This window comes from Achromobacter sp. NPDC058515 (genome assembly GCF_042721735.1).
Classification (GTDB): domain Bacteria; phylum Pseudomonadota; class Gammaproteobacteria; order Burkholderiales; family Burkholderiaceae_B; genus Achromobacter.
Window position 1 is genome coordinate 167,817 of record NZ_JBHXNI010000011.1, and the last position, 23,086, is coordinate 190,902.

The 23,086-nt window shown below is 67.6% G+C and carries 21 protein-coding genes; 4 read left to right on the top strand and 17 right to left on the bottom strand.

What is annotated here, in order from left to right; all coding sequences use genetic code 11:
- Nucleotides 1–21: 21 nt before the first annotated feature.
- The 4 genes from kdpC to kdpF are packed head-to-tail and all read right to left on the bottom strand — an operon-like array spanning nucleotide 22 to nucleotide 4,727.
- The gene (kdpC, locus tag ACFWP0_RS19640; RefSeq protein ID WP_377844822.1) at nucleotides 22–630 is read right to left on the bottom strand and encodes a potassium-transporting ATPase subunit KdpC; all 609 of its coding nucleotides are present in this window, start codon (nucleotides 628–630) and stop codon (nucleotides 22–24) included.
- Between the two features lie 30 nt (nucleotides 631–660).
- The gene (gene kdpB, locus ACFWP0_RS19645; protein ID WP_377844824.1) at nucleotides 661–2,820 is read right to left on the bottom strand and encodes a potassium-transporting ATPase subunit KdpB; all 2,160 of its coding nucleotides are present in this window, start codon (nucleotides 2,818–2,820) and stop codon (nucleotides 661–663) included.
- 21 nt (nucleotides 2,821–2,841) lie between these two features.
- Entirely contained in the window at nucleotides 2,842–4,638 is a 1,797-nt protein-coding gene (gene kdpA, locus ACFWP0_RS19650) for a potassium-transporting ATPase subunit KdpA (RefSeq protein WP_377844826.1), read from the bottom strand.
- Nucleotides 4,638–4,727: a K(+)-transporting ATPase subunit F gene (kdpF, locus tag ACFWP0_RS19655; RefSeq protein ID WP_035183859.1), complete on the bottom strand. Its 90-nt coding sequence runs from the start codon at nucleotides 4,725–4,727 to the stop codon at nucleotides 4,638–4,640. The genes kdpA and kdpF overlap by 1 nt, the downstream gene beginning before the upstream one ends.
- A 743-nt stretch (nucleotides 4,728–5,470) precedes the next feature.
- On the opposite strand from kdpF, the gene ACFWP0_RS19660 reads away from it, so the two are divergent.
- Both ACFWP0_RS19660 and ACFWP0_RS19665 read left to right on the top strand, forming a co-directional pair.
- A complete protein-coding gene (locus ACFWP0_RS19660) occupies nucleotides 5,471–5,749 on the top strand; it encodes a DUF4212 domain-containing protein (RefSeq protein WP_377844943.1) in 279 nt (92 codons plus the stop codon).
- On the top strand, nucleotides 5,749–7,839 hold the full coding sequence (locus tag ACFWP0_RS19665) for a sodium:solute symporter family protein (RefSeq protein WP_377844829.1): 2,091 nt from the start codon (nucleotides 5,749–5,751) through the stop codon (nucleotides 7,837–7,839). Before ACFWP0_RS19660 ends, ACFWP0_RS19665 begins: the two co-directional genes overlap by 1 nt.
- On the opposite strand, the gene ACFWP0_RS19670 is transcribed toward ACFWP0_RS19665, so the two are convergent.
- The 5 genes from ACFWP0_RS19670 to trxB are packed head-to-tail and all read right to left on the bottom strand — an operon-like array spanning nucleotide 7,836 to nucleotide 11,528.
- Complete coding sequence (locus ACFWP0_RS19670; RefSeq protein ID WP_377844830.1) at nucleotides 7,836–8,966, bottom strand: hypothetical protein; 1,131 nt, start codon at nucleotides 8,964–8,966, stop codon at nucleotides 7,836–7,838. The genes ACFWP0_RS19665 and ACFWP0_RS19670 overlap by 4 nt on opposite strands.
- The gene (locus ACFWP0_RS19675; RefSeq protein WP_377844832.1) at nucleotides 8,953–9,591 is read right to left on the bottom strand and encodes a hypothetical protein; all 639 of its coding nucleotides are present in this window, start codon (nucleotides 9,589–9,591) and stop codon (nucleotides 8,953–8,955) included. The genes ACFWP0_RS19670 and ACFWP0_RS19675 overlap by 14 nt, the downstream gene beginning before the upstream one ends.
- Nucleotides 9,588–9,917 (bottom strand): multidrug efflux SMR transporter, encoded by a 330-nt coding sequence (locus ACFWP0_RS19680; RefSeq protein WP_050447207.1) that lies wholly within the window; start codon nucleotides 9,915–9,917, stop codon nucleotides 9,588–9,590. Before ACFWP0_RS19680 ends, ACFWP0_RS19675 begins: the two co-directional genes overlap by 4 nt.
- Nucleotides 9,914–10,582, bottom strand: coding sequence for a Smr/MutS family protein (locus tag ACFWP0_RS19685; RefSeq protein ID WP_377844835.1), 669 nt, complete (start codon nucleotides 10,580–10,582; stop codon nucleotides 9,914–9,916). The genes ACFWP0_RS19680 and ACFWP0_RS19685 overlap by 4 nt, the downstream gene beginning before the upstream one ends.
- A complete protein-coding gene (trxB, locus tag ACFWP0_RS19690) occupies nucleotides 10,569–11,528 on the bottom strand; it encodes a thioredoxin-disulfide reductase (RefSeq protein WP_377844837.1) in 960 nt (319 codons plus the stop codon). Before trxB ends, ACFWP0_RS19685 begins: the two co-directional genes overlap by 14 nt.
- Before the next feature lie 42 nt (nucleotides 11,529–11,570).
- Here trxB and ACFWP0_RS19695 point away from each other — a divergent pair, with 42 nt between their 5' ends.
- A complete protein-coding gene (locus tag ACFWP0_RS19695) occupies nucleotides 11,571–13,955 on the top strand; it encodes a DNA translocase FtsK (protein WP_377844839.1) in 2,385 nt (794 codons plus the stop codon).
- Nucleotides 13,955–14,578 carry an outer membrane lipoprotein chaperone LolA gene (gene lolA / locus ACFWP0_RS19700; protein ID WP_377844945.1) on the top strand — a complete coding sequence of 208 codons (624 nt, stop codon included), beginning with the start codon at nucleotides 13,955–13,957 and terminating at the stop codon, nucleotides 14,576–14,578. Before ACFWP0_RS19695 ends, lolA begins: the two co-directional genes overlap by 1 nt.
- Before the next feature lie 120 nt (nucleotides 14,579–14,698).
- Here the strand turns inward: lolA and ACFWP0_RS19705 are convergent, their stop codons facing one another.
- From ACFWP0_RS19705 to ACFWP0_RS19740, 8 genes are all read right to left on the bottom strand, one after another.
- Entirely contained in the window at nucleotides 14,699–15,112 is a 414-nt protein-coding gene (locus tag ACFWP0_RS19705) for a RidA family protein (RefSeq protein ID WP_377844841.1), read from the bottom strand.
- 50 nt (nucleotides 15,113–15,162) lie between these two features.
- Nucleotides 15,163–16,632, bottom strand: coding sequence for an amidohydrolase family protein (locus ACFWP0_RS19710; protein WP_377844843.1), 1,470 nt, complete (start codon nucleotides 16,630–16,632; stop codon nucleotides 15,163–15,165).
- Nucleotides 16,633–16,646: 14 nt separating this feature from the next.
- Nucleotides 16,647–17,519: a MurR/RpiR family transcriptional regulator gene (locus tag ACFWP0_RS19715; protein ID WP_377844845.1), complete on the bottom strand. Its 873-nt coding sequence runs from the start codon at nucleotides 17,517–17,519 to the stop codon at nucleotides 16,647–16,649.
- Nucleotides 17,520–17,544: 25 nt separating this feature from the next.
- Nucleotides 17,545–18,540 (bottom strand): ABC transporter ATP-binding protein, encoded by a 996-nt coding sequence (locus ACFWP0_RS19720; RefSeq protein ID WP_377844847.1) that lies wholly within the window; start codon nucleotides 18,538–18,540, stop codon nucleotides 17,545–17,547.
- A complete protein-coding gene (locus ACFWP0_RS19725; protein WP_377844849.1) occupies nucleotides 18,537–19,544 on the bottom strand; it encodes an ABC transporter ATP-binding protein in 1,008 nt (335 codons plus the stop codon). Before ACFWP0_RS19725 ends, ACFWP0_RS19720 begins: the two co-directional genes overlap by 4 nt.
- 2 nt (nucleotides 19,545–19,546) lie before the next feature.
- The gene (locus ACFWP0_RS19730; RefSeq protein ID WP_377844851.1) at nucleotides 19,547–20,422 is read right to left on the bottom strand and encodes an ABC transporter permease; all 876 of its coding nucleotides are present in this window, start codon (nucleotides 20,420–20,422) and stop codon (nucleotides 19,547–19,549) included.
- A 1-nt stretch (nucleotide 20,423) separates the two neighbouring features.
- Nucleotides 20,424–21,365 (bottom strand): ABC transporter permease, encoded by a 942-nt coding sequence (locus tag ACFWP0_RS19735; protein ID WP_377844853.1) that lies wholly within the window; start codon nucleotides 21,363–21,365, stop codon nucleotides 20,424–20,426.
- Nucleotides 21,366–21,456: 91 nt separating this feature from the next.
- On the bottom strand, nucleotides 21,457–23,016 hold the full coding sequence (locus ACFWP0_RS19740) for an ABC transporter substrate-binding protein (protein ID WP_377844855.1): 1,560 nt from the start codon (nucleotides 23,014–23,016) through the stop codon (nucleotides 21,457–21,459).
- Between the last annotated feature and the right edge of the window lie 70 nt (nucleotides 23,017–23,086).

A 23,086-nucleotide genomic window follows, 5' to 3' on the forward strand; every position in this document is an offset into this window, starting at 1 on the left:
GCAATACTATACGCCGCGCCATCAGCGCGCCGGGCCCAGCTTGTCCAGCGCCAGATTCAGCTTCAGCACGTTGACCACCGGATCTCCCAGCACGCCAAGCAAGGGCTTTTCGGTATTCGCCTGGATCAGGGCGTCGACCTGATCGCGCGGCAAGTTGCGGGTGCGCGCCACGCGCGCCGCCTGGTAGGCCGCCGCCGCGGGACTGATATGGGGATCCAGCCCGCTGCCGGACGCCGTGACCAGGTCCACCGGCACGGGGGTGGGGTTGTCCGGGTCGGCCGCCTTCAGGGCCGCGATGCGGGTCTGGATGGCCTCGGCCAGCGCCGGGTTGCGCGGGCCCAGGTTCGAGCCGCCGGAGCCCGCCGCGTTGTATGGCATGGGCGCGGTGGCCGAGGGGCGGCCCCAGAAGTACTGCGGCGACGTGAACGATTGGCCGATCCATTCCGAGCCCACGACCTTGTCGCCCTGCCTGATGAGCGAGCCGGCCGCCTCGTGGGGGAAGACGGCGGCGGCGATGCCGCTGGTCAGGAAGGGATAGGCCAGGCCGGTCACGAGAGACAGGGCGGCAAAGATGACCAGCGCGGGGCGCAGGATGCCGCCTTGGCGCGGCGGGAGAGTGGCGTGTTTCATGATGAATTCCTTACAGTAAGAACCGGGGGCCTAGACCCAGCCCAGCGCGGCCAGCACCATGTCGACCAGCTTGATGCCGACAAAGGGCACCAGCAGGCCGCCCAGGCCATAGATGAGCAGGTTGCGGCGCAGCAGCACCGAGGCGCCCAGCGGACGGTAGCGCACGCCCTTGAGCGCCAGCGGAATCAGCACGACGATGATCAGCGCGTTGAAGATCACGGCCGACAGGATGGCCGAGGCCGGCGTCGTCAGGTCCATGATGTTCAGCACGTTCAGCTGCGGATAGACCGTGGCGAAGGCGGCCGGGATGATGGCGAAGTATTTGGCCACGTCGTTGGCCACGCTGAAGGTCGTCAGCGCGCCGCGCGTCATCAGCATCTGCTTGCCGATCTCGACGATCTCGATGAGCTTGGTGGGGTTGGAATCCAGGTCCACCATGTTGCCGGCCTCCTTGGCGGCCTGGGTGCCCGAATTCATCGCCACCGCCACGTCGGCCTGCGCCAGCGCCGGCGCGTCGTTGGTGCCGTCGCCCGTCATCGCCACCAGGCGGCCTTCCGCCTGGTAGGCGCGGATGAGCTTCAGCTTGGCCTCCGGCGTGGCTTCGGCCAGGAAGTCGTCGACGCCGGCTTCGGCCGCGATGGAGGCCGCGGTGAGCTTGTTGTCGCCCGTGATCATCACGGTCTTGATGCCCATGCGCCGCAGCTCGGCAAAGCGCGACTGGATGTCCGGCTTGACGATGTCCTTCAGTTCGACCACGCCCAGCGCGCGGTTGCCGTCGCTGACCATCAGCGGCGTGCTGCCGCGCCGCGCCACGTCCTCGGCCAGGCGCAGCACCTGCTCGGGCACCGTGGCGTCCTGCGCGGCCAGCCAGGATTCGATCGCGTCGACCGCGCCCTTGCGTATCATGCGCTCGCCCAGGTTCACCCCGCTCATGCGCGACTGCGCCGTGAACGGCACGAATTCGACGCTGGCCATGCGGGGGGCGGGAGCGTGGATGGTCTTGTCGGCCAGCGCCACGATGCTGCGGCCTTCCGGCGTTTCGTCGGCCAGCGAGGCCAGGCGCGCGGCGTCGGCCAGCTCGCGCGGGGACACGCCCGGCGCGGGCAGGAAGGTGGAGGCCTGGCGGTTGCCGAAGGTGATGGTGCCGGTCTTGTCCAGCAGCAGCACGTCGACGTCGCCCGCGGCTTCGACCGCGCGGCCCGAGGTGGCGATGACGTTGGCGCTCATCATGCGGCTCATGCCCGCCACGCCGATGGCCGACAGCAGGCCGCCGATGGTGGTCGGGATCAGGCAGACCAGCAGGGCCACCAGCACCGTCACCGTGACGGCCGCGCCGCCGCCCGCCGCGGAAACCGCGTAGATCGAGAACGGCATCAGGGTCACGACCACCAGCAGAAAGACCACGGTCAGCCCGACCAGCAGGATGGTCAGCGCCAGTTCGTTTGGCGTCTTCTGGCGCTTGGCGCCTTCGACCATGGCGATCATGCGGTCCAGGAAGCTCTCTCCGGGATCGGCGGCGATGCGCACGAAGATCCAGTCCGACAGCACGCGCGTGCCGCCGGTGACCGACGAGAAGTCGCCGCCGGATTCGCGGATGACCGGCGCGGACTCGCCGGTGATGGCGCTTTCGTCCACCGAGGCCACGCCGGCGATGACCTGCCCGTCGCCGGGAATGGTCTCGCCCGCTTCGACCAGCACGACGTCGTCGCGGCGCAGCAGGCCGGATGGCTGGCTGACGGCCTGGTCGCGCCAGCCTTCGGGCTGCGCGTCGCGGGCGTCCACGTCGCGAAAGCCCTTGAGGAGGCGCGCGTTGATGGTGGTGCGCAAGCCGCGCAGGGTCGCCGCCTGCTGTTTGCCGCGGCCTTCGGCGAGCGCCTCGGCGAAGTTGGCGAATAGCACCGTGAACCACAGCCACACGCTGATCGCCAGGATGAAGCCCGCAGGGGCTTCGGCCTGGCCGCGCAGGGCCATGACCCACAGCAAGGTGGTGAGGATGCTGCCCACGTAGACCACGAACATCACGGGGTTCTTGAGCTGCGCGGCGGGCGACAGCTTGCGCAGGCTGTCCAGCACGGCGGGCCCGACCAGCGAGCGAGACCACATGCCGAACGGACGTTCATGCGTGTGAGCCGAAGGCGCGTGGGCGGCGCCGCCGCCGGCGCCGGTAGTTGGCGTTTCAATCTTGGCCATTTTCTTTCCTAGCCTGTTGCATCAAGGTTGCAGGTGTTCCGCGACCGGGCCCAAGGCCAGCGCGGGCACATATGTCAGGGCGCCCACCAGCAGCACGGCGCCGATCAGCAGCACCACGAAGAGGGGGCCGGTCGTGGGCATGCTGCCGGGGCCGGCGGGAAGCCGGCGCTTGGCCGCCAGCGAGCCGGCCATGGCCAGCACGGCGACGATCACGGCGAACCGGCCGAACCACATCGCGATGCCCAGCAATACGTTGTAGAAGGGCGTGTTGGCCGACAGTCCGGCAAAGGCGCTGCCGTTGTTGTTGGCGGCCGAGGACAGGGCGTACAGGATTTCCGAGAAACCATGGATGCCCGGGTTCAGCACGCCTGCCTGTCCGGCGGACACGGACACCGCCAGCGCGGTGCCGCCCAGCACCAGCAGGGGCGTGGCCAGGATGACGATGGACACCATCTTCATGTCGTGCGCTTCGATCTTCTTGCCCAGGTATTCCGGCGTGCGGCCGATCATGAGGCCAGCGATGAAGACTCCCAGGATCGCGAAGGCCAGCATGCCGTAGAGCCCGGAGCCCACGCCGCCGTAGACGACCTCGCCCAGCTGCATCAGCAGCATCGGCGACAGGCCGCCCATCGCGGTCAGCGAGTCGTGCATGCCGTTGACCGCGCCGCAGGACGCCGCCGTGGTGACCGTGGCGAACAGCGAGGTCGCGGCGATGCCGAAGCGGGTCTCCTTGCCTTCCATGTTGCCGCCGGGCGAATAGGCGCTGACCGCGCTGTCGGCGCCCGCTTGCGCGGCCATGGGGTTGGGCTGCTGCTCGAAGTAGGCGGCGCTCAGCGCGAACACGGCAAACAGCGCCGTCATCGCCGCCAGGATCGCGATGCCCTGGCGCCGGCTGCCCACCATCTCTCCGAACGAAAAGCACAGCGCGGGGGGTATCGCCAGGATGGCAAGCATCTGCAGGAAGTTGGCGAGCGGCGTCGGGTTCTCGAACGGATGCGCCGAGTTGGCATTGAAGAAACCGCCGCCATTGGTGCCCAGCAGCTTGATCGCTTCCTGGGACGCGACCGGCCCCATGGCCAGGGTCTGCGTCCGGGCGACGGCCGGGTCCGTGACCGCGCGGCCTTCGGCGTCCAGCACCGGCTGGCCTTGCGCGTCCACGCGCGGCTGGTCGTAATGCACGGCCTCGACCGTCTGGACCTCCTGGTACGGGCTGAAGTTCTGGATCACGCCCTGGCTGACGAACGCCAGCGCCAGCACGAAGGACAGCGGCAGCAGCACGTAGAGCGTGCAGCGGACCATGTCGGCCCAGAAGTTGCCCACGGTGGCCGAGCAATGCCGGGCCAGCCCGCGGATGAGGGCGAACAGCACGGCGATGCCGGTGGCCGCCGAGACGAAGTTCTGCACCGTCAGCGCCAGCATCTGCGTGAGGTAGCTCATCGTGGACTCGCCCGCATAGCCTTGCCAGTTGGTATTGGCGACGAAGCTGATGGCGGTGTTCAGGGCGGAGTCCGGCGATACCGCGCCCATGTCCGCGGGGTTCAGGGGCAGCATGCCCTGGACGCGCTGCAGGGCGTAGACCACGGCGATGCCGATGATGTTGAAGGCCAGCACGGCCAGGGCATAGCGCTTCCAGCCCATCTCGGTGCGCGGGTCGATCCCCGCCAGCCGGTAGATGCCGCGCTCTATCGGGCGGCCCCAGGCGGTCAGCCGGGATTGCCCGTTTTCCATGGCGATGCGGATGTAGCGCCCGAGCAGGGGCGCGATCGCAAGCAGGACTGCCAGGTACAGAACCAGCAGTCCGACGAATTCGGCGGTCATCAGAATTTCTCCGGTTTGAACAGTGCGACCAGCAGGTACACAAACAGCAAGGCGGCCGTCAGGCCGCTCAGCCAATAGAGCCAGCTCATGGTTGCTCCCCCGAAGACAGGGCTTCGCAGAATCGGAGCAGGGCGGCAGTCAGCCCGGCCATGACGGCGAAGATGGCGATATAGATGACATCCACGTTTTTCCTCCCGGGAGCTCGGCTCCCTTCGAACGACTGGCCTGCGCGGCGAAAGCGGATGCGCACCGGGCAGGCGAAGTGACCAATCAGGACACCGGCAGGTTACGGAGCAGGGGGTAAAAACGGGGTATAGCTTTGGGAGGGGGGTGTAAACAGAACGTAAAGACAAAAACGCCCGGCGGGCCGCTCCCGGCATGCCCGGATTCGGGCACGCCGGGATGCAGGGATCGCCGCGGACGGCCATCCGCCGTCCGGACGAACTGAGCGATGCTCAAGATTTAGGGCATAAACTCGCTAGTCAGGGCTGGAAATCCCAATATTTAGTACACGCGCCTCGAAATGCACTTATATGGTGCAGGGAATATGTAAATGAATGCTCCGTCTTAGGGCATTCCCCTAGTGTGACAATCCCGCATCTGGTGCAGAATCTCTTCCCATGCAGGTGAGGAGACAAAGCCCTGCATGGGCAAATACCGGCGGCACCGGTACATAAAAAAAGTAAAGCAGTACTCAAAAAAAGCAAACGCACAACGGCTGGCACCAGGCAGTGCCAGCCGTTGTCGCATAAAAAGCCTGAATTTCGCGCTTCAGGGCTTTTCAAGCGCAGCGTTTAGCGATATTCAGGTAGGGGTCCTGCTCATCCTAGCTATGCCGGAATCGCGCCTCACTCCCTCCCAGCCAGCCCCCACTCCCTATTGGCGCCGCAACCTGCGGCTGATCCTGCTGCTGCTTGTCGTCTGGGCGGCGCTGACGTTCGTCCCCTCTTTCTTTGCCCGCAGCCTGACCTTCGATTTCATCGGCTGGCCCTTCGCCTTCTGGATGGCCGCCTATGGCGCCCCGCTCGCCTACCTGATCATCATCGCCGTCTACGCCCGGGTCATGAATCGCGCCGATGAGCGCGCCGAAGAAACCGGGGAGCAGCGCTGATGCCGTTTTTCAGCGGAGACACTCCCCAGCAGTTTCGCATCCGGCTGCGGCGCATCTACGTGCTGTACACGGCCGGCTTCGCGCTGATGATCCTGCTGATGGCGCTGGCCGAGATCCTCGGCATGCCGCGCAACTGGATCGGCTATGTGTTCCTGCTGGTCACCGTCAGCCTGTACGCGGGCATCGGCATCGTCTGCCGCACCTCCGACCAGGTGGAGTACTACGTGGCCGGGCGACGGGTGCCCGCCATCTACAACGGCATGGCTACCGCCGCCGACTGGATGTCGGTGGCGTCCTTTATCGGCGTGGCCGGGACGCTGTACCTGACGGGCTATGGCGGGCTGGCCTACATCATGGGCTGGACGGGCGGCTACGTGCTGGTGGCGATGCTGCTGGCGCCGTATCTGCGCCGCTTCGGCCAGTACACCATCCCCGATTTCATGGGCGCGCGCTATGGCGGCAACCTGCCGCGCCTGGCGGGCGTGGCCTGCGCCATCCTCTGTTCGTTCACCTACCTGGTCGCCCAGATCTACGGCGTGGGCATCATCACCACGCGCATGACGGGCATTTCGTTTGAGCTGGGCATCTTCGTGGCGCTGGGCGGCATGCTGGTCTGCTCGTTCCTGGGCGGCATGCGCGCGGTCACGTGGACGCAGGTCGGGCAGTACATCATTCTGGTCATCGCCTATCTGGTGCCGGTGGTCTGGCTGTCGGTCAAGCACACCGACATGCCCCTGCCGCAACTGTCGGCTGGCGCGGTGCTGCAGCAGGTGACCGAAAAAGAGGTCTACCTGCAAAACGATCCGTCCGAGATCGAGGTGCGCCGGCTCTGGCAGCAGCATGCCGACGAAATGGCGCGTCGCGTGCAGGCCCTGCCCGAATCCTGGGCGCTGGAAAAAGACAAGCTGCGCAGCCGCCTTGCCCAGTTGAGCGCCAGCGACGCGCCCATGGTCGAGATCCGTTCGGCCGAACGGGAACTGGCCAGCTACCCGGCCACCGTGGAGGACGCGCGCGTCGCCTGGTCGCAATCGAAGGCGACGTTCGAGGCGCGCGCCGCCCCGCCGACCCCGCATGCGGAACCGTTCCCCGCGAAGGATCCCGAGGAACGCCGCAACATGCGCATCAACTTCCTTGCGCTGGTGCTGTGCCTGATGCTGGGGACGGCGGGCATGCCGCATATCCTGATGCGCTCATACACCACGCCCTCGGTGATCGAGGCGCGCAAGTCGGTGTGCTGGTCGCTGCTGTTCATCCTGCTGCTGTATTTCATGGCGCCGGCGCTGGCCTTGCTGGTGAAGTACGAGGTGTACACGCAGGTGGTGGGTTCCAGTTTTCTAAGCCTGCCCAACTGGGTGCACGCCTGGAGCGCGGTCGACACCAACCTGCTGGACGTCACGGACATCAACCGCGATGGCGTCGTGCAGCTGAGCGAGATCAGCATGGGGGCAGACGTGGTGGTGCTGGCCATGCCGGAGATCGGCGGGCTGCCCTACGTGATTTCCGGGCTGGTGGCGGCGGGCGGGCTGGCGGCGGCCCTGTCGACCGCCGACGGCCTGCTGCTGACCCTGTCCAATTCCCTGTCGCACGACATGTGGTATCGGATGGTGTCGCCGCGCATGTCGGCGGCGCGCCGGGTGATGGTGTCCAAGATCCTGCTGCTGGTGGTGGCTTTCGGCGCGGCCTGGGTGGCGGCGCGCAAGCCCGCGGACATCCTCTTCATGGTGTCGGCGGCGTTCTCCTTTGCCGCCTCTTCCTTCTTTCCTGCGCTGGTCATGGGCGTGTTCTGGCGCCGCGCCAATAAATGGGGCGCGACCCTGGGCATGGCGGCGGGGCTGGCCGTGACGTTCGCCTACATGACCCACACGCATCCCTGGCTGCGCGAATCGGTGCTGGGCATTTCGCGCACGCAGCCGGTGGACCTGTGGTGGGGCATCCAGCCTATCGCCGCGGGCATCTTCGGCGCGCCGGTGGCCTTCCTGACGATCATCGTGGTGTCCCTGCTGACGCCGCCGCCCGACCGCGCCACGCTGGCGCTGGTGGACTATCTGCGCAATCCCGCGGCGCCCAACCCGCAGACCGAGAACATCTAGGGGGCGGGGCAGGCGTCGGCGCGGCGGTTCGCCGGATCGGCGCAGGCGGCCCACGCCGCGTCGGGCAGGGCTTGGACCAGCGTCAGGATCTGCCCGGGCGCCCACATCCACTGCACGCCGCCCGGCGTTCGGCCGGCGGCGTCCCAGACGCGCTTGCGCTGCGCGGCGGTCATGGCGAACCGGCCGCCGTCGCCGCTGTTGCCGCTTGCCAGCACGGCCGCCGGATCGCGCTTCGCGCCATAAACATCGCTGTCGCCCTTGGGCTGCACGATGGCCCAGTCGTAGTGATAGGAATCCAGCGCGGGCGCCTTCCAGTTGGGGCCGGGCAGCGCCAGCACGGGATGCTCCGTCTGCACGGTCCGGTAGGGAGGCGCCAGCGCCGGCAAGCCGTCCGCGCCATCCTGTTGCGGCCGCAGGTAGCGTTGGGCGGGCTTGCCCTGGCCGTCGTGGACCACGACCTCGCGCGCGTACTCCCGTCCTTCGGCATAGCGGATGGTCCGCAACAGCCGGCCCGCCGCGTCATGCACATAGCGGGCCAAGGGCCGGGGGGCGTCGCCGCAGGCGCTTGCGCCCAGCTCGGCCAGCCAGCCGTGTTCGTCGTAGCGCAGGCAGCCGCTTGCGGGCGGATTCGGCCTGCCGTCCCAGCCGCGCGACCGCAGCGCATGGCCCGTCAGCCGGCCGGCGTCGTCGTAGTAGAAGCGCGTTTCCTCGTCGGGCTGGGGCAGGGGGGACCCGGGCGCTGCCCGCAAGGCCTCGACGACGCCGGCGCTGTACTGGGCAATGCCGCAAAGATGCCTGGCGCCGTCCGCGCCGCGCTCAAAGCGCAGCAGGGTGGCGCCGATGCGCGCGCCGGGCGCGGCCGCATAGACGGACCAGTCCACGCGCGCGGCCCAGATGAAAGGCGCCGCGCGAGCGCCGGCTTCCACGTCCACCCGGGGCAGCCAGGACTTGATCCGCGAACCGTCCAGGCCCAGCAGCGTATTCGTCTCGTCGAGCCGGACGTCAGCCACCAGGGTCTCCCGGTCGGCGGACGCGGCCAGGGGTTGGCAAAGGGCGCTGGCCAGTCCCGGGCTCAGGGACAGGGCCGCCAGGGCCAGCACGCGCAGAACGGTGTCAGTTCGCGGCATTGTGCAGGTAGGCGATCAGGCCCCAGAGTTCGCTGCTGACGCCGCCCAGGCGCAGCGCGCCCTCGCGCGATTCCATCAGCAGGAAAGGATAGGCCTTGCGTTCCAGCGTGCCGGCGGGCGGCAGCCGGTAGGGCGTGAAGTTCTCGGGCGACAGCAGGTAGGTATTGGCCATGTCGCCCACGTCCACATGCATGTACCAGACGGCCAGGTCCTGGCCTTGCAGGGCGGCTTCCGTTTCCGGGTAGATGCCGCCCTGGCCAGCGGGGATGGCGCTTTCCAGCACGCCCATGAACACGGGGCGCGGCCCGTATTGCGGAAAATACGCGCCGTCGGCGACGCGCTGCGTGAAGGCGCCCCGGATGAACCCCGCGGCGCGCGAGCCGGGCACCACCGTGCGCGCGAACATGGCGTCGAGCTGCTCGGCGCTGACCGGACGGCGGGTCGCCGACAGCGTGTCCATGTCCTGCGTGAAATCCTTCAGCCAGGCCCGGTAGCGCTGGAGTTCGGCGGCGCGGTTGAAGCCGTGGGCCATGGCGCTGCCCGCCAGCAGGCAGCCCAGGCACAGCCAGGCCGCCAGCCAGCGGCGCAAGCCCCGGGGGGCGACGACCGCGGCGCGGGCCGTCAATGCGAGACGGACTTCGAGAACACGTTCATCACCACCACGCCGGCGATGATGAGCCCGATGCCGATGAGCGCCGGCGTGTCCAGGTGCTGCTTGAAAAGCACAGCGCCCACGATGGAGATCAGCACGATGCCCACGCCCGACCAGATGGCGTAGGCGATGCCCACCGGGATCTCGCGCAGGGTCAGCGACAGGAAGTAGAACGAGATCAGGTAGCCGAACACCGTGATGAGGGACGGCATCAGGCGGGTGAAGCCCTCGGATCCCTTCAGCGCGCTGGTGGCGAAGATCTCGGCGATGATCGCCACGCCCAGGTAGAGCCATTTCATTTGCGAGGTCCTTCCGACTGCCGCAGCAGCACCAGCAGGGCGCCCGCGCCGCCTTCGCGTTCGGGCGCCTCGGAAAATGCCAGCACTTCGTTTTTCTGCACCAGCCAGGTGCGCGCCTTGTCTTTCAGCACCGGCTCCAGGCCTTGCGAGCCGTAGCCCTTGCCGTGCACGATGCGCACGCAGCGGATGCCGTGCTCCTGGCATTCGTCCAGGAACGACAGCAGGGCGTGGCGGGCCTGCTCGACGCGCAGGCCGTGCAGGTCCAGTTCGGCGCCCGCGCGCCACTGGCCGCGGCGCAGGTTGCGCGCCGTGTCGGGCGCGGCGTCGCCGCGCACGAAGGCGGTGCCGGCCTCGGACAGCAGATGCGTGATCTCGCCGCCGTCGGAGACGCCGGCGTCGGCGCGGCTGGGCGTCTCGCCCAGGGCGTTGGCGCGGCGCAGCGCGGGGGCGGGTTCCGCCACGGGCTTGTGCTCCACGCGGGCGTCATGCTTGATCGGCGTGACCGACTTCATCGTGCGCTTGAACGCCGCCATGTCGTCCAGGGGGGCGGACTCGGGCTTTTTCAGCACCGCCACCCGCTGGGCGAGGGCGGTGCGTTCGCGTTCGGCCTGAAGGTCCTTCTTCAGGCGCTTCAGGTCGGCCAGGCCGACCTTACTGCCCCGCATTCTCCAGCCACCGTTGTGCGTCCAGCGCGGCCATGCAGCCCGTGCCGGCGCTGGTGATGGCTTGGCGATAGACGTGGTCCTGCACGTCGCCGGCGGCGAACACGCCGGGCACCGAGGTCATGGTGGCCATGCCGGACAGGCCGCTCTTGGTGATGATGTAGCCGTCCTTCATTTCGAGCTGGCCCTGGAAGATTTCCGTGTTGGGCTGGTGGCCGATGGCGATGAACGCGCCGGTGACGGCCATGTCTTCAGTGGCGCCGGTGTCCACGTGGCGTACGCGCACGCCTGTAACACCGCTGTCGTCGCCCAGCACTTCTTCCAGGGTGTGGAACAGCTTCAGTTCCATGTTGCCGGTCTCGACCTTGCTCATGAGCTTGTCGACCAGGATGGGCTCGGCGCGGAACTTGTCGCGGCGGTGGATCAGGGTGACCTTGCGGCAGATATTGGACAGGTACAGCGCTTCCTCGACGGCGGTATTGCCGCCGCCGACCACCACGACGTCCTGGTTGCGGTAGAAGAAGCCGTCGCAGGTGGCGCAGCCGGACACGCCGCGGCCCATGAAGGACTGCTCGGACGGCAGGCCCAGGTACTTGGCGGAGGCGCCGGTCGCGATGATCAGGGCGTCGCAGGTGTAGATCTTGCCGGTGTCGCCCGTGAGGGTGAACGGGCGCTTGGACAGGTCGACCTTGGCAATATGGTCGAACAGCATTTCGGTATTGAAGCGCTCGGCGTGCTTCTGGAAGCGCTGCATGAGGTCCGGGCCCTGCACGCCATCCGCGTCCGCCGGCCAATTGTCGACGTCCGTGGTGGTCATGAGCTGGCCGCCTTGGGCCAGACCTGTAACAAGAACAGGGCTCAGATTGGCGCGTGCCGCATAGACGGCCGCCGTGTAACCGGCGGGGCCGGAACCGAGTATCAAAACTTTAGCGTGCGTAGGCGTGGACATGGGCGGGTATCTTTAGGTTAACGCCCAATTATAATGAGCCGCATGCCGCGTATCTCGACAGCTTCTCCGCGCGCCTCGCGCAACACCCGCAACGGGCCTTCTGCACTGCAAACGCGCATTTCCGCGTTGCTGCGCGAAGCCCGCTGGATCCTATTTGCCGCCCTGGCGGCCTGGCTCACCCTGGTGCTTGCCACCTGGAGCGCGTCCGACCCTGGCTGGTCGCATTCCGTGCCGGGCGATGTGGTGCACAACCACGGGGGCCGGCTGGGCGCCTATCTTGCGGACATCCTCCTCTATCTCTTCGGCTTTTCCGCCTGGTGGTGGGTGATCCTGCTGCTGCACCGCGTCCGCGCCGGCTACCGGCGCCTGGCCGCGCAACTTCGCGTTACCAATAGTAAGCAACCGGAAGTGTTGCCGCGCGTCCACTGGGAAGAAGGCATCGGCTTCTTCCTGCTGATGGTCGGCTCGCTGGGCATGGAAGCCCTGCGCCTGGCCAGCCGCGGCACCCATCTGCCCGGCGCCTCGGAAACCACCAGCGGCGCGGGCGGGGTCATCGGCCAGACGCTGGCCGACCTGATCGGCAACAGCATCGGCTTTACCGGCAGCACGCTGGCCTTCCTGGTCATGCTGGCCATCGGCCTGAGCCTGTTCTTCTCGTTCTCGTGGCTGTCCGTCGCCGAACGCGTGGGTTCCTGGCTGGAAGGCATGGTGCGCCGCGTGCGCAATTCCTACGCCGCCCGCGAAGACCGCAAGGTGGGCGAAGTGGCCAAGGCCGTGCGCACCGAGCAGGTCGTGGCCAAGCAGGAAAAACTGGTGCACGACCAGCCGGTCCGCATCGAGCCGGCCATTACGGTTGTGCCGAAGTCCGAGCGCGTCGAAAAGGAAAAGCAGCAGTCGCTGTTCTTTGCGCCCTCGGGCGGAGCCGAGGGCGACCTGCCGGCCATCAGCCTGCTGGATCCGCCGCTGAACAACCAGGAAACCGTCTCGGCCGAGACCATTGAATTCACCTCGCGCCTGATCGAAAAGAAGCTGGCCGACTTCGGCGTCTCCGTCACCGTGGTGGCTGCGCAGGCCGGGCCGGTCATCACCCGCTACGAGATCGAGCCGGCCACCGGCGTGAAGGGCAGCCAGATCGTCAACCTGGCCAAGGACCTGGCGCGCGCCTTGAGCCTGGTCAGCATCCGGGTCGTGGAAACCATACCCGGCAAGAACCTGATGGGCCTGGAACTGCCCAACCCGCGCCGCCAGATGGTGCGCCTGTCCGAGATCCTGGGCTCGCAGACCTATCACGCCAGCCACTCGGTCGTGACCATGGCGCTGGGCAAGGACATCGCCGGCAACCCGGTGGTGGCCGACCTGGCCAAGATGCCCCACCTGCTGGTGGCGGGCACGACCGGCTCGGGCAAGTCCGTCGGGATCAACGCCATGATCCTGTCCTTGCTGTACAAGGCCGATGCCTCCCATACCCGCCTGATCCTGATCGACCCGAAGATGCTCGAAATGAGCGTCTACGAAGGCATCCCGCACCTGCTGGCGCCGGTCGTCACCGACATGCGCCAGGCCTCCAACGCGCTGAACTGGTGCGTGGGCGAAATGGAAAAGCGCTACCGCCTCATGAGCAAGATGGGCGTGCGCAACCTGGCGGGCTACAACACCAAGATCCGCGACGCCATCAAGCGCGAAGAGCCCATCCCGAATCCGTTCTCGCTGACGCCCGACCAGCCCGAGCCGCTGGCGCCGCTGCCCACCATCGTGGTGGTCATCGACGAGCTCGCCGACCTGATGATGGTGGTGGGCAAGAAGATCGAAGAACTGATCGCACGCCTGGCGCAGAAGGCGCGCGCCGCCGGCATCCACCTGATCCTGGCCACGCAGCGTCCCAGCGTGGACGTCATCACGGGCCTGATCAAGGCCAACATCCCGACGCGCATCGCCTTCCAGGTGTCGTCCAAGATCGACTCGCGCACCATTCTTGACCAGATGGGCGCGGAAACCCTGCTGGGCCAGGGCGACATGCTCTACATGCCGCCGGGCACCGGCCTGCCGGTGCGCGTGCACGGCGCCTTCTGCAGCGACGATGAAGTCCATCGCGTCGTGGAAAACCTGAAGGCGCAGGGCGAGCCGAACTACATCGAAGGCCTGCTGGAAGGCGGGCTGGACGGCGACGGCGGCGAAGGCGCCAGCAGCGTCACCGGCATCGGCGGGGACGCCGAATCGGACCCGATGTACGACCAGGCCTGCGAAGTCGTGCTCAAACACCGCCGCGCCTCGATCTCGCTGGTGCAGCGCCACCTGCGCATCGGTTACAACCGTGCGGCCCGGTTACTCGAGCAGATGGAGCAATCGGGTATGGTGTCGGCGATGCAGTCCAATGGCAACCGCGAGATCCTCGTTCCCGCGGCGGCCGCCGCCCGAGAGGAAGCATGATGAAGACGTTTCGCCGCCTGGCCGCGGTCGCGGTCCTCGGCCTGTCGCCGGCCTTGGCGTTTGCCGCCAGCGCGCAGGAGCAGTTGCGCGCCTTTGTGGCGACGGTCACCTCGGCCACCGGCTCGTTCTCGCAGTACACCGTGAACGACCAGGGCCGGACCCAGCCCGCCCAGACCGGCGTGTTTTCGTTCCAGCGCCCCGGCAAGTTCAAGTGGGCGGTGCAAAAGCCCTATGAGCAACTGGTCGTTTCCGACGGCCGCCAGGTGTTCCAGTTCGACCCCGACCTGGCCCAGGTGACCGAGCGCAAGGTCGATGCCGCCATCGGCACCTCGCCCGCCGCGATACTGTTTGGCTCGGGGTCGCTCGAGCAGTCTTTCGATGTGTCGGCGCTGCCCGCGAAGGATGGCGTGGAATGGCTGCGCGCCAAGCCGCGCACCGCGGACGCCGGCTTTTCGCGCGTGGACATCGGCATGAAGGACAATCTGCCGGTGCGCGTGGAATTGCTGGATTCGTTCGGCCAGACCACCCGCGTGGACCTGTCGGCCATCCAGGCCAATCCGTCGCTGCCGGCCAAGGAATTCCAGTTCACCGCGCCCAAGGGCGTGGATGTCGTGAAGATGTAGCTTCCGCACATGCCGTCCGCGCCGCGGATGGCTGGCAGGCAGGCAAAAGGCCCGGCATGAAGCCCGGGCCTTTTGCATTGCGTCTTGCGAAGTTCCCCCGAAGTTCCCCCGAAGTTCCCTTTACGGGCGCTTATACGCCACGCAGTCGATTTCCACCTTGGCGTCGACCATCAGGCTGGACTGCACGCAGGCGCGCGCCGGCGGGTTTTCGCCGAAGTATTCCTTGAACACCTTGTTGAACGAGGGAAAGTCGCGGGCGTCGTCCAGCCAGACGCCGCAGCGCACCACGTGCTCGGGGCCGTAGCCGGCTTCCCTCAGGATGCCCAGCAGCTGCTGGATGGCCTTGTGGGTTTGCGCCACGGTGCCGCCTTCGATCACTTCGCCGTTTTCCATCGGCACCTGGCCGGACACGTGCAGCCAGCCGTCCGCCGCGACCGCGCGGGCGAAGGGCATGTGCGAGCCGCCCTGGCCGGTGCCGCCGGCGACGCCGTAGCGGGTGATGCCGTTCTGGTCGGCGGTGGGAGTCGTGCTCATGGGGTGTTCCTCCAATTGGGCGGGTAGTTGATTCGGCAGGTGTCAGACACCTAGGTGTCTGACACCTGGGTATAGGAGTTGCGCAGATCGCCGTTGCGCGGCAGCCAGCGGCCGGCGCGATCGCCGGTGGGCTGCCCGTGGCGGTAGGACAGGGCGCCATTGACCCAGACCGCCTCGATGCCCGCCGCGGTCTGCACCGGGGCGGCAAAGGTGGCGCGGTCGATGACGGTGTCCGGATTGAACAGCACCAGATCCGCGTGGTAGCCCTCGCGCACCAGGCCGCGTTCGGCCAGGCCGAAGCGGGCCGCGGACAGGCCGGTCATCTTGTGCACGGCCTGGGCCAGCGGGAACAGGCCCACGTCGCGGCTGTAGTGGCCCAGCACGCGCGGAAAGGCGCCCCACAGCCGCGGATGCGGCATGGGGTCGTTCGGCAGGCCGTCAGAGCCCACCATGGTGAGCCGGTGCGACAGCACGCGGCGCACGTCGTCTTCGTGCATGTTGTGATACACCGCGCCCGCCGGCTGCAGGCGCCTGGCCGCGTCCAGCAGGGTGACGCCCCATTCGGCGGCGATGTCGGCCAGCTTGCGGCGCGCCTGCTCCGGGTGCGGCACGGACCAGGTGATGTCGATGTCGAACTCGTCGGTCACCTGTTTCAGGTCCAGCGTGGACGAGCTGGCGGAATAGGGATAGCAGTCGCAGCCCACATGCTGCAGGCGTCCCGCGCTTTCCAGCTTGAACAGCACTTCCTTCGTGCGGCCCCAGTTGCCGGCGCCGGCGCATTTCAGGTGCGACACCACCACCGGCACGCGGGCGTGCAGGGCGATGTCGAAGGCTTCCTGCATGGCCTCCAGGATGGCGGCGAATTCCGACCGCAGGTGCGTGGTGTACAGCGCGCCGAACTCGTCCAGGGCCTCGGCCAGCAGCTTGACCTCGGCCGTATCCGCCTCGAAGGCGGAGGCGTAGGCCAGGCCCGTGCTCAGGCCGATGGCGCCATGGGCCAGCGCGTCGCGCAACTGGGCGCGCATCGCCAGCGCCTCGTCGCGGGTGGCGGGCCGGTCCAGTCGGTCCATGTGGTTGCTGCGCAGCGCGGTGTGGCCCACCAGCGCGGCCACGTTCACGGCGGGCCGGGCGGCCTCGATGGCGCGCGTGTAGTCGGCGAACGTGGGGTAGCTGAAGTCTTCCCGCTTGCCCAGCAGGTTCATCGGGTCCGGCGGTTCGCCGCGAAGCGACACGGGCGACGCGCTGATGCCGCAGTTGCCCACCACCACCGTGGTCACGCCCTGGGACAGCTTGGGCAGCATGCCTGGGGTGCGGATGACGTTGGTGTCGTCATGGGTATGGACGTCGATGAAGCCGGGAGCCAGCGCCAGGTCGGTGCCGTCGATGATCTGGCGGGCGGGGGCGCCGGGCAGTTTGCCGATGGCGGCGATGCGGCCGTCGGCGAGCGCCACGCTGGCGCGGTATTCAGCGCCGCCGGTGCCGTCCAGGATACGGACGTTGCCTATGAGGGTGTCGTACATCTCGTGTTCCAGGTTCAATCGCCCAGCGGCAAGCGGTTCGGGCCGCCGCGGTGCTCGTCCAGCGCCAGCTTGATGCGGCGCAGGCGTTCGCGGTTTTCTTCTTGGTTCAGCATCGCCAGCTCCGTCGACAGCAGGTCGATGGCCAGCATCATCGCGTAGCGCGAGGCCGACGGCTTGTAGATGAAGTCGGTCTCGTCGGTCCGGATGGGCAGCACCACGTCGGCCAATCCGGCCAGCGCGGAGGACGCGTCCGTAATCGCGACGATGCGCGCGCGGTACTGCTTCACGATGCGGGCAGCGCCCACGATCTCGGGCGTCAGGCCGGAGGCCGACAGGATCAGCACGGCGTCGCGCTCGTCCAGCGTGGCCGCCACCATCCGCAGCAGCACCGCGTCGCTGTAGACGGCGATGGGGTAGCCCAGGCGCACCAGCCGCGACTGGACTTCCTGCGCCAGCACGGCCGACGCGCCGCCCATGCCGAAGACATAGATCATGCGCGCGCCGTCGACGATGGACGTGGCTTCCTCGAACAGCTGCTCGGTGAACGTGGGCAGGTGCGCGCGCAGCGTGCTTTCGATGTCGGCGTAGATGCGGGCGTAGAAGGTGCTTTCCTCGGCCGGCGCGCTGGGGTCCAGGAACCGGCTGCCGACTGTGCTGGCCTGCGCCAGCTTCATCTTCAGGTCGCGCGTGTCGTCGCAGCCCACCGTGCGCGCAAAGCGCGAAATGGTCGCGATGCTGACGCCGGCCTTGGCGGCCAGCTGGTCGACCGTGGCGCTGGCGCCCCAGATGATGTCGTCCAGGATGGCGTCGGCGACCTTGCGTTCGGTCACGCTCAATGCGTCCCGCCGACTGCGTATCTGGAAGACGATGTCGCGGATGATGTTCATGTGGGGTTCCTGGATCAAGTCGGGCCTAGGCCAGCTCGGGGTCGTCGATGCGCGAACAGGCCACATAGTGGCCGGGACCGACGCTGACGGCCTGCGCCTCTATCGCCGCGCAGGCGTCGATGGCGTGCGGGCAGCGCGTGCGGAACACGCAGCCGGACGGCGGATTGACCGGGCTGGGGATATCGCCTTTGAGCAGAATACGCGAACGCGGGGCGCGCGGATCCGGCACGGGCGCGGCGGACAGCAGGGCGCGGGTATAGGGATGGCGCGGGCGGGAGTAGACCTCGCTGGTCGGGCCGCGTTCCATCACGCGGCCCAGGTACATCACCACCACCTCGTCGCACAGGTAGTCCACCACCGCCAGATCGTGGGCCACGAACAGCATGGTCAGCCCCAGGTCGCGCTGCAGGTCCTGCAGCAGGTTCAGCACCTGGGCCTGCACCGATACGTCCAGCGCGGACACGGGCTCGTCGGCCACGATGAAATCGGGCTCCACCGCCAGCGCGCGCGCAATGCCAATGCGCTGGCGCTGGCCGCCGGAGAACTCATGCGGATAGCGGCGGCTGTGGTCGGCGTTCAGGCCCACGCGCTCCAGCAGTTCGCCGATGCGGGCCGAGCGGCGGTGCTGCGCGAGCTTGTGGGTGTCAAGCGCTTCGCCCAGGATCTCGGCCACCGTCATGCGGGGATTGAGGCTGGCGTACGGGTCCTGGAACACGATCTGCATGCGGCGGCGCCACGGCAGCATCTGCTTTTCGTTCAGCTTGGTGATGTCCTGGCCGTCGAACACGATGCGCCCGGCGGTGGGCGCGAACAGGCGCAGCAGGGCGCGGCCCGTGGTGGTCTTGCCGGAGCCGGACTCGCCGACCAGGCCCACGATGGTGTTCTTCGGCACGTCGAAGCTCACGCCGTCCACCGCCCGCACGACCGGCGCGTTGCGCGCCTGGGAAGTCGGGAAGTGGACCTTCAGGTCTTCGATCCGCACCAGCGGCGCTTCGGCGCGGATAGTCGGGTTGCTCGTCATAGCGGATTTACCTTGATGCAGCGCGCGCGGTGTTCGGGCTGCACCGTCACGAGGTCGGGCACGCCGGCGCGGCAGTCGTCGGCGGCCAGCGGGCAGCGCGGCGCGAAGGTGCAGCCGGGCGGCAGGGACAGGACGCTGGGCACATTGCCGGGGATGGCGCGCAGGCGTTCGCCGGAAGCCAGCAGCGCGGCCGTCGGCAGACAGGACAGGAGGCCGCGAGTGTAGGGATGCGTGGGCTTTTCGAACAGGTCGTAGACCCCGGCGTCCTCCACCACGCGCCCGGCGTACATGACGGCCACGCGATGCGCGATCTCGGCCACCACGCCCAGGTTGTGAGTGATGAACAGGATGCTCATGTTCATCTCGGCCTGCAGCCGGCGCAGCAGGTCCAGGATCTGCGCCTGCACCGTCACGTCCAGCGCGGTGGTGGGCTCGTCGGCGATCAGCACGGCCGGGTTGCAGGCCAGGGCCAGCGCGATCATCACGCGCTGGCGCATGCCGCCCGACATCTGGTGCGGATATTCGTTGACGCGCCGGTCGGCCGCGGGAATCTCCACGCGCTCCAGCATTTCGCGGGCGCGCTTCATCGCGGACGCGTAGGAGCCGCCTTCGTGCTGCAGCACGGCTTCGGCGATCTGGTCGCCCACCGTGTACAGCGGGTTCAGGCTGGTCATGGGCTCCTGGAAGATCATGGCGATTTCGGCGCCGCGGATCTTCTGCAGCGCCGCGGGCGTGGCGCGCGCCAGGTCGTGCCGCACGCCCTGGCGGTCGCGGAACAGGATCTTGCCGGCCTCGATGCGGCCAGCCGGCTTGGGCAGCAGGCCCATGATGGACAGGCTGGTCACAGACTTGCCGGAGCCGGACTCGCCCACGATGGCCAGCGTTTCGCCTCGGGCCAGGTCGAAGGTCACGCCATCCACGGACTTGGCGATGCCGTCGCGGCTGTGGAACCAGGTCTTGAGTCCTTCCACCGACAGCACGACGTCTCGGGTGCTTGCGGTCATGATTACAGCTCCTTGCGCAGGCGCGGGTCGAGTACGTCGCGCAGACCGTCGCCCACCAATTGCAGCGACAGCACGGACAGCACGATGGCGATGCCGGGGAAGATCATGATCCAGTCGGCCGAGCCCATGTATTGCTGGCCGGCGTTGATCATGGTTCCCCAGGTGGGAATGTCGGGTGAGACGCCCACGCCCAGGAACGACAGCCCGGCTTCGGCCAGGATCGCGTAGGCGAAGATGAAGGTGCCTTGCACCAGGATGGGCGAGACCAGGTTGCGCAGCACGTGCACGGTGACGATGCGCCAGGTGGGCACGCCCAGCGCGCGGGCGGCCTCCACGAAGGGCAGTTCGCGGATCACCAGGGTCGATGCCCGCACGATGCGCGCCAGGCGGGGCGTATAGACGATGCCCAGCGCAATCACCACGTTGACCAGCGACGGGCCCAGCGCGGCCACCAGCGAGATCGCCAGCAGGATGTCGGGAAACGCCATCATCGCGTCGATCAGGCGCGACACGAACTTGTCGGCCGACCGGAAGAAGCCGGCGATCAGGCCCAGCGCGATGCCCAGCACGCTGGACACGATCACGACCGAAAAGCCCACCATCAGCGACAGCCGGCCGCCGTGGATGACGCGGCTGAACACGTCGCGCCCGAAGTCGTCGGTGCCGAACCAGTGCGCGGCGCCGGGCGCCTTCAGTCGGTTCATGATGGACAGCTTGAACGGATCGTAGGGGCTGACCCACGGCGCAAGCAGCGCGGCCGCCACCAGCACGATGATTACGATCAGGCTCAGCAGCACCGTCTTGCGCGACACCAGCAGGCGCAGCACCTGCCAGCGGTCGGCGCCGGCGCCGGAAACAGAGGAAGTTGCGATAGCCATACTAGTAGCGCACCCGTGGGTCGACCACCAGGTACAGCAGGTCGATGAACAGATTGATCAGGACGTAGATGGCCGCGATGATCAGCAGCGCGCCCTGGATGACGGGATAGTCGCGGCGCAGCACCGCCGACACGACCAGACTGCCCACGCCGGGCAGGCCGAACACGGTTTCAGTCACGACCGCGCCGCTGATCAGCAGGGCCGTGGTCAGGCCCAGCACCGTCAGGATGGGAATGAGCGCATTGCGCACCGCGTGCTTCAGGATGACCTTGCTTTCCGGCAGGCCCTTGGCCCGCGCCGTGCGCACGTAATCGTCGCGCAGCACGTCCAGCATGCTGGCGCGGATGAAGCGGGTGATCAGCGCCGAGTTCACCAGGCCCAGCACCACCGCGGGCAGGATCAGGTGCGACAGGCGGGTGGCCAGCGACGCGTCCGGTCCGCCGTAGCCGGCGACGGGCAGCCAGCCCAGCTTCACCGAGAACAGCTGCATCAGCAGCAGCCCCAGCCAGAAGCTCGGCACGCTGGAGGTGAACATCGAGAACGACAGCACCGACTGGTCCAGCGTGGTGCCGCGCTTGACCGCCGACAGTATGCCCACCGGCAGCGCGATGGCGCTGGCGATCAGCAGCGACATCAGGGTCAGCAGGATCGTCGGTTCGGCGCGGTCGGCCAGCGCGGACAGCACGGGCTTGTTCATGAAGATGGACTGGCCCAGGTCGCCCTGCGCCAGCTTGCCCAGCCACGACACGTACTGCACGGCCATGGGCTGGTCCAGCCCCAGCTGCGCGCGCAGCGCGGCGATGTCCTGCTGGCTGGCCTGCGGGCCCAGCATCACCGCGGCCGGATCGCCGGGCGTGACGCGGATGATCACGAACACGATGGTCGCGACGATGAACATCACGGCCACCAGCCCGACCAGCCGGTTTAAGAGATAACGCAACACGGTGGAATCCTAGAGGTCAGTGCGCAAATGCAGATGCAGACGCGGGTTTCACCGGCTTGCGGGCGGCCGATGCCGCCCGCAAGCCGGACGCTTACTTGGGCGCCTTCCACGCATTCCAGAAGTACGGCCACGGCACGGCCTTGACGCCCTGCAGCGACGGCGACCGCGCGGCCTGCGCGTTGAAGTCGCCGACCTTGATGAAGGGCACTTCGTCGTACACGGCCTGCTGCACGTCGGCCCAGCGCTTGACGCGCTCTTCCTGGGTGCGCGCCTGGTTGAAGGCGTCCAGCGTCTGGTTGCGGCGCGGCGTATCCCACCAGCCCGGCGCATCCTTGGACGGGAAGTCGATCAGCGCGGGCTCGGGCAGGAAGGGGCTGTGGGTGATGAAGATGTCCCACACGGCCGGGTCCTGGCGGCGCTGCGTCAGGGTGGCCCAGTCCACCACCTGCATGTCCACGGTGAAGCCGGCGGCTTTCAGGTATTCGGCCGCCACCAGCGCCATCTTGTAGTGGAATTCATACTGCTGGCTGGTCAGGATGCGGATCTTGCGGTCCTGCACGTTGGCGCCGTCCACCAGCTTCTTCGCCGCGGCGGCGTCCGCCTTGTTGTAGACCTTGCCGCCCAGGGACGTGGCCCACGGGTAGCCTTCGGGATACAGGTCGCCGTTGAGCTTGTAGAAGGCCTTGTCGCCGAACGCGGCGTACAGCATGTCTTCTTCGTTCAGCGCCAGCTGCACCGCCTGGCGGACGGCCTGGTTGGCCATGATGCCCTGCTTGGTGTTGAGCACCAGCCGCGGCCAGCCGAAGGGCTTGAGCATCACCGGGTCGGAGCGGCCGTTCTTGAGCTTGGGCAGGGATTCCACCGGCAGGGAATCGACATAGTCGAACTGGCCGGCCACCGCGCTCTCGACGCGGGTGTTGGAATTGCTCACCGGCACGAAGCGGATTTCGTCCAGGTACTGCTTGCGCGCGCCGCCGTAGCCGTCGGGCTCGCCTTCGCGCTGCTTGTAGCCCTCGAACCGGACCAGTTGGATGTACTGGTCGGGCACGCGCGCCTTCAGCTGGTAGGGGCCGGTGCCGACGAATTCGGTCAGCGCCGGGGCGATCTTGCCCTTGGGCATGATGACGGCGGCGCTGTTGTTCATGGCCAGCAGCGCGGTCAGGGGAGCATAGGGTTGCTTGAGCGTGATGCGGATCGTGTTGGCGTCCGGGGCTTCCATGCCGGCGATGATCTTGGCGGCATTCTTGCCGCGCGTGGCGGTTTCGGTCCAGCGCTTGAGCGAAGCCAGCACGTCCGACGAATCCATCTTGGAGCCGTCGTGGAACGTGATGCCCTGGCGCAGCGCAATGGTGTAGACCAGCCCGTCGGGCGAGACCTCCGGCATCTTGTCGGCCAGCAGCGGGGTCAGGTTCCACTTGGCGTCGAAGGTGTACAGCGTTTCAAAGAAATGCTGCGTCAGGATGCCCACCAGGTCGGCCGTGCTGCTCATCGGATCCAGCGTCGGCGGTTCGCCGATGGTGGCGACCGAGATCGTGCCTCCCTTGACCGGCGTGGCACAGAGGGCGGGGGTCGACAATGCGGTCAAGCCAATTGCGCCGGCCGCGAGCAGGCTCTTTAGCCCACCGCCTCGCCGGGAGGTACGGAAGTTCATGATTCTCTCTCCAGAGGGTCAAAAACAGGTTGTCGCTTGGTATCGGGTAAAGCGCCGGGATCCCAGGTTT

Bases quoted from the DNA above. Each gene is read 5' to 3' on its own strand.
- kdpF (WP_035183859.1), bottom strand. From the start codon at position 4,727: ATGAGCTGGCTCTATTGGCTGAGCGGCCTGACGGCCGCCTTGCTGTTT.
- ACFWP0_RS19695 (WP_377844839.1), top strand. From the start codon at position 11,571: ATGCCGCGTATCTCGACAGCTTCTCCGCGCGCCTCGCGCAACACCCGC.
- ACFWP0_RS19685 (WP_377844835.1), bottom strand. From the start codon at position 10,582: ATGCGGGGCAGTAAGGTCGGCCTGGCCGACCTGAAGCGCCTGAAGAAG.
- ACFWP0_RS19670 (WP_377844830.1), bottom strand. From the start codon at position 8,966: ATGCCGCGAACTGACACCGTTCTGCGCGTGCTGGCCCTGGCGGCCCTG.
- ACFWP0_RS19705 (WP_377844841.1), bottom strand. From the start codon at position 15,112: ATGAGCACGACTCCCACCGCCGACCAGAACGGCATCACCCGCTACGGC.
- ACFWP0_RS19740 (WP_377844855.1), bottom strand. From the start codon at position 23,016: ATGAACTTCCGTACCTCCCGGCGAGGCGGTGGGCTAAAGAGCCTGCTC.
- kdpB (WP_377844824.1), bottom strand. From the start codon at position 2,820: ATGGCCAAGATTGAAACGCCAACTACCGGCGCCGGCGGCGGCGCCGCC.
- trxB (WP_377844837.1), bottom strand. From the start codon at position 11,528: ATGTCCACGCCTACGCACGCTAAAGTTTTGATACTCGGTTCCGGCCCC.
- ACFWP0_RS19680 (WP_050447207.1), bottom strand. From the start codon at position 9,917: ATGAAATGGCTCTACCTGGGCGTGGCGATCATCGCCGAGATCTTCGCC.
- ACFWP0_RS19710 (WP_377844843.1), bottom strand. From the start codon at position 16,632: ATGTACGACACCCTCATAGGCAACGTCCGTATCCTGGACGGCACCGGC.
- ACFWP0_RS19665 (WP_377844829.1), top strand. From the start codon at position 5,749: ATGCCGTTTTTCAGCGGAGACACTCCCCAGCAGTTTCGCATCCGGCTG.
- ACFWP0_RS19720 (WP_377844847.1), bottom strand. From the start codon at position 18,540: ATGACGAGCAACCCGACTATCCGCGCCGAAGCGCCGCTGGTGCGGATC.
- kdpA (WP_377844826.1), bottom strand. From the start codon at position 4,638: ATGACCGCCGAATTCGTCGGACTGCTGGTTCTGTACCTGGCAGTCCTG.
- ACFWP0_RS19715 (WP_377844845.1), bottom strand. From the start codon at position 17,519: ATGAACATCATCCGCGACATCGTCTTCCAGATACGCAGTCGGCGGGAC.
- ACFWP0_RS19660 (WP_377844943.1), top strand. From the start codon at position 5,471: ATGCCGGAATCGCGCCTCACTCCCTCCCAGCCAGCCCCCACTCCCTAT.
- ACFWP0_RS19725 (WP_377844849.1), bottom strand. From the start codon at position 19,544: ATGACCGCAAGCACCCGAGACGTCGTGCTGTCGGTGGAAGGACTCAAG.
- lolA (WP_377844945.1), top strand. From the start codon at position 13,955: ATGAAGACGTTTCGCCGCCTGGCCGCGGTCGCGGTCCTCGGCCTGTCG.
- ACFWP0_RS19730 (WP_377844851.1), bottom strand. From the start codon at position 20,422: ATGGCTATCGCAACTTCCTCTGTTTCCGGCGCCGGCGCCGACCGCTGG.
- kdpC (WP_377844822.1), bottom strand. From the start codon at position 630: ATGAAACACGCCACTCTCCCGCCGCGCCAAGGCGGCATCCTGCGCCCC.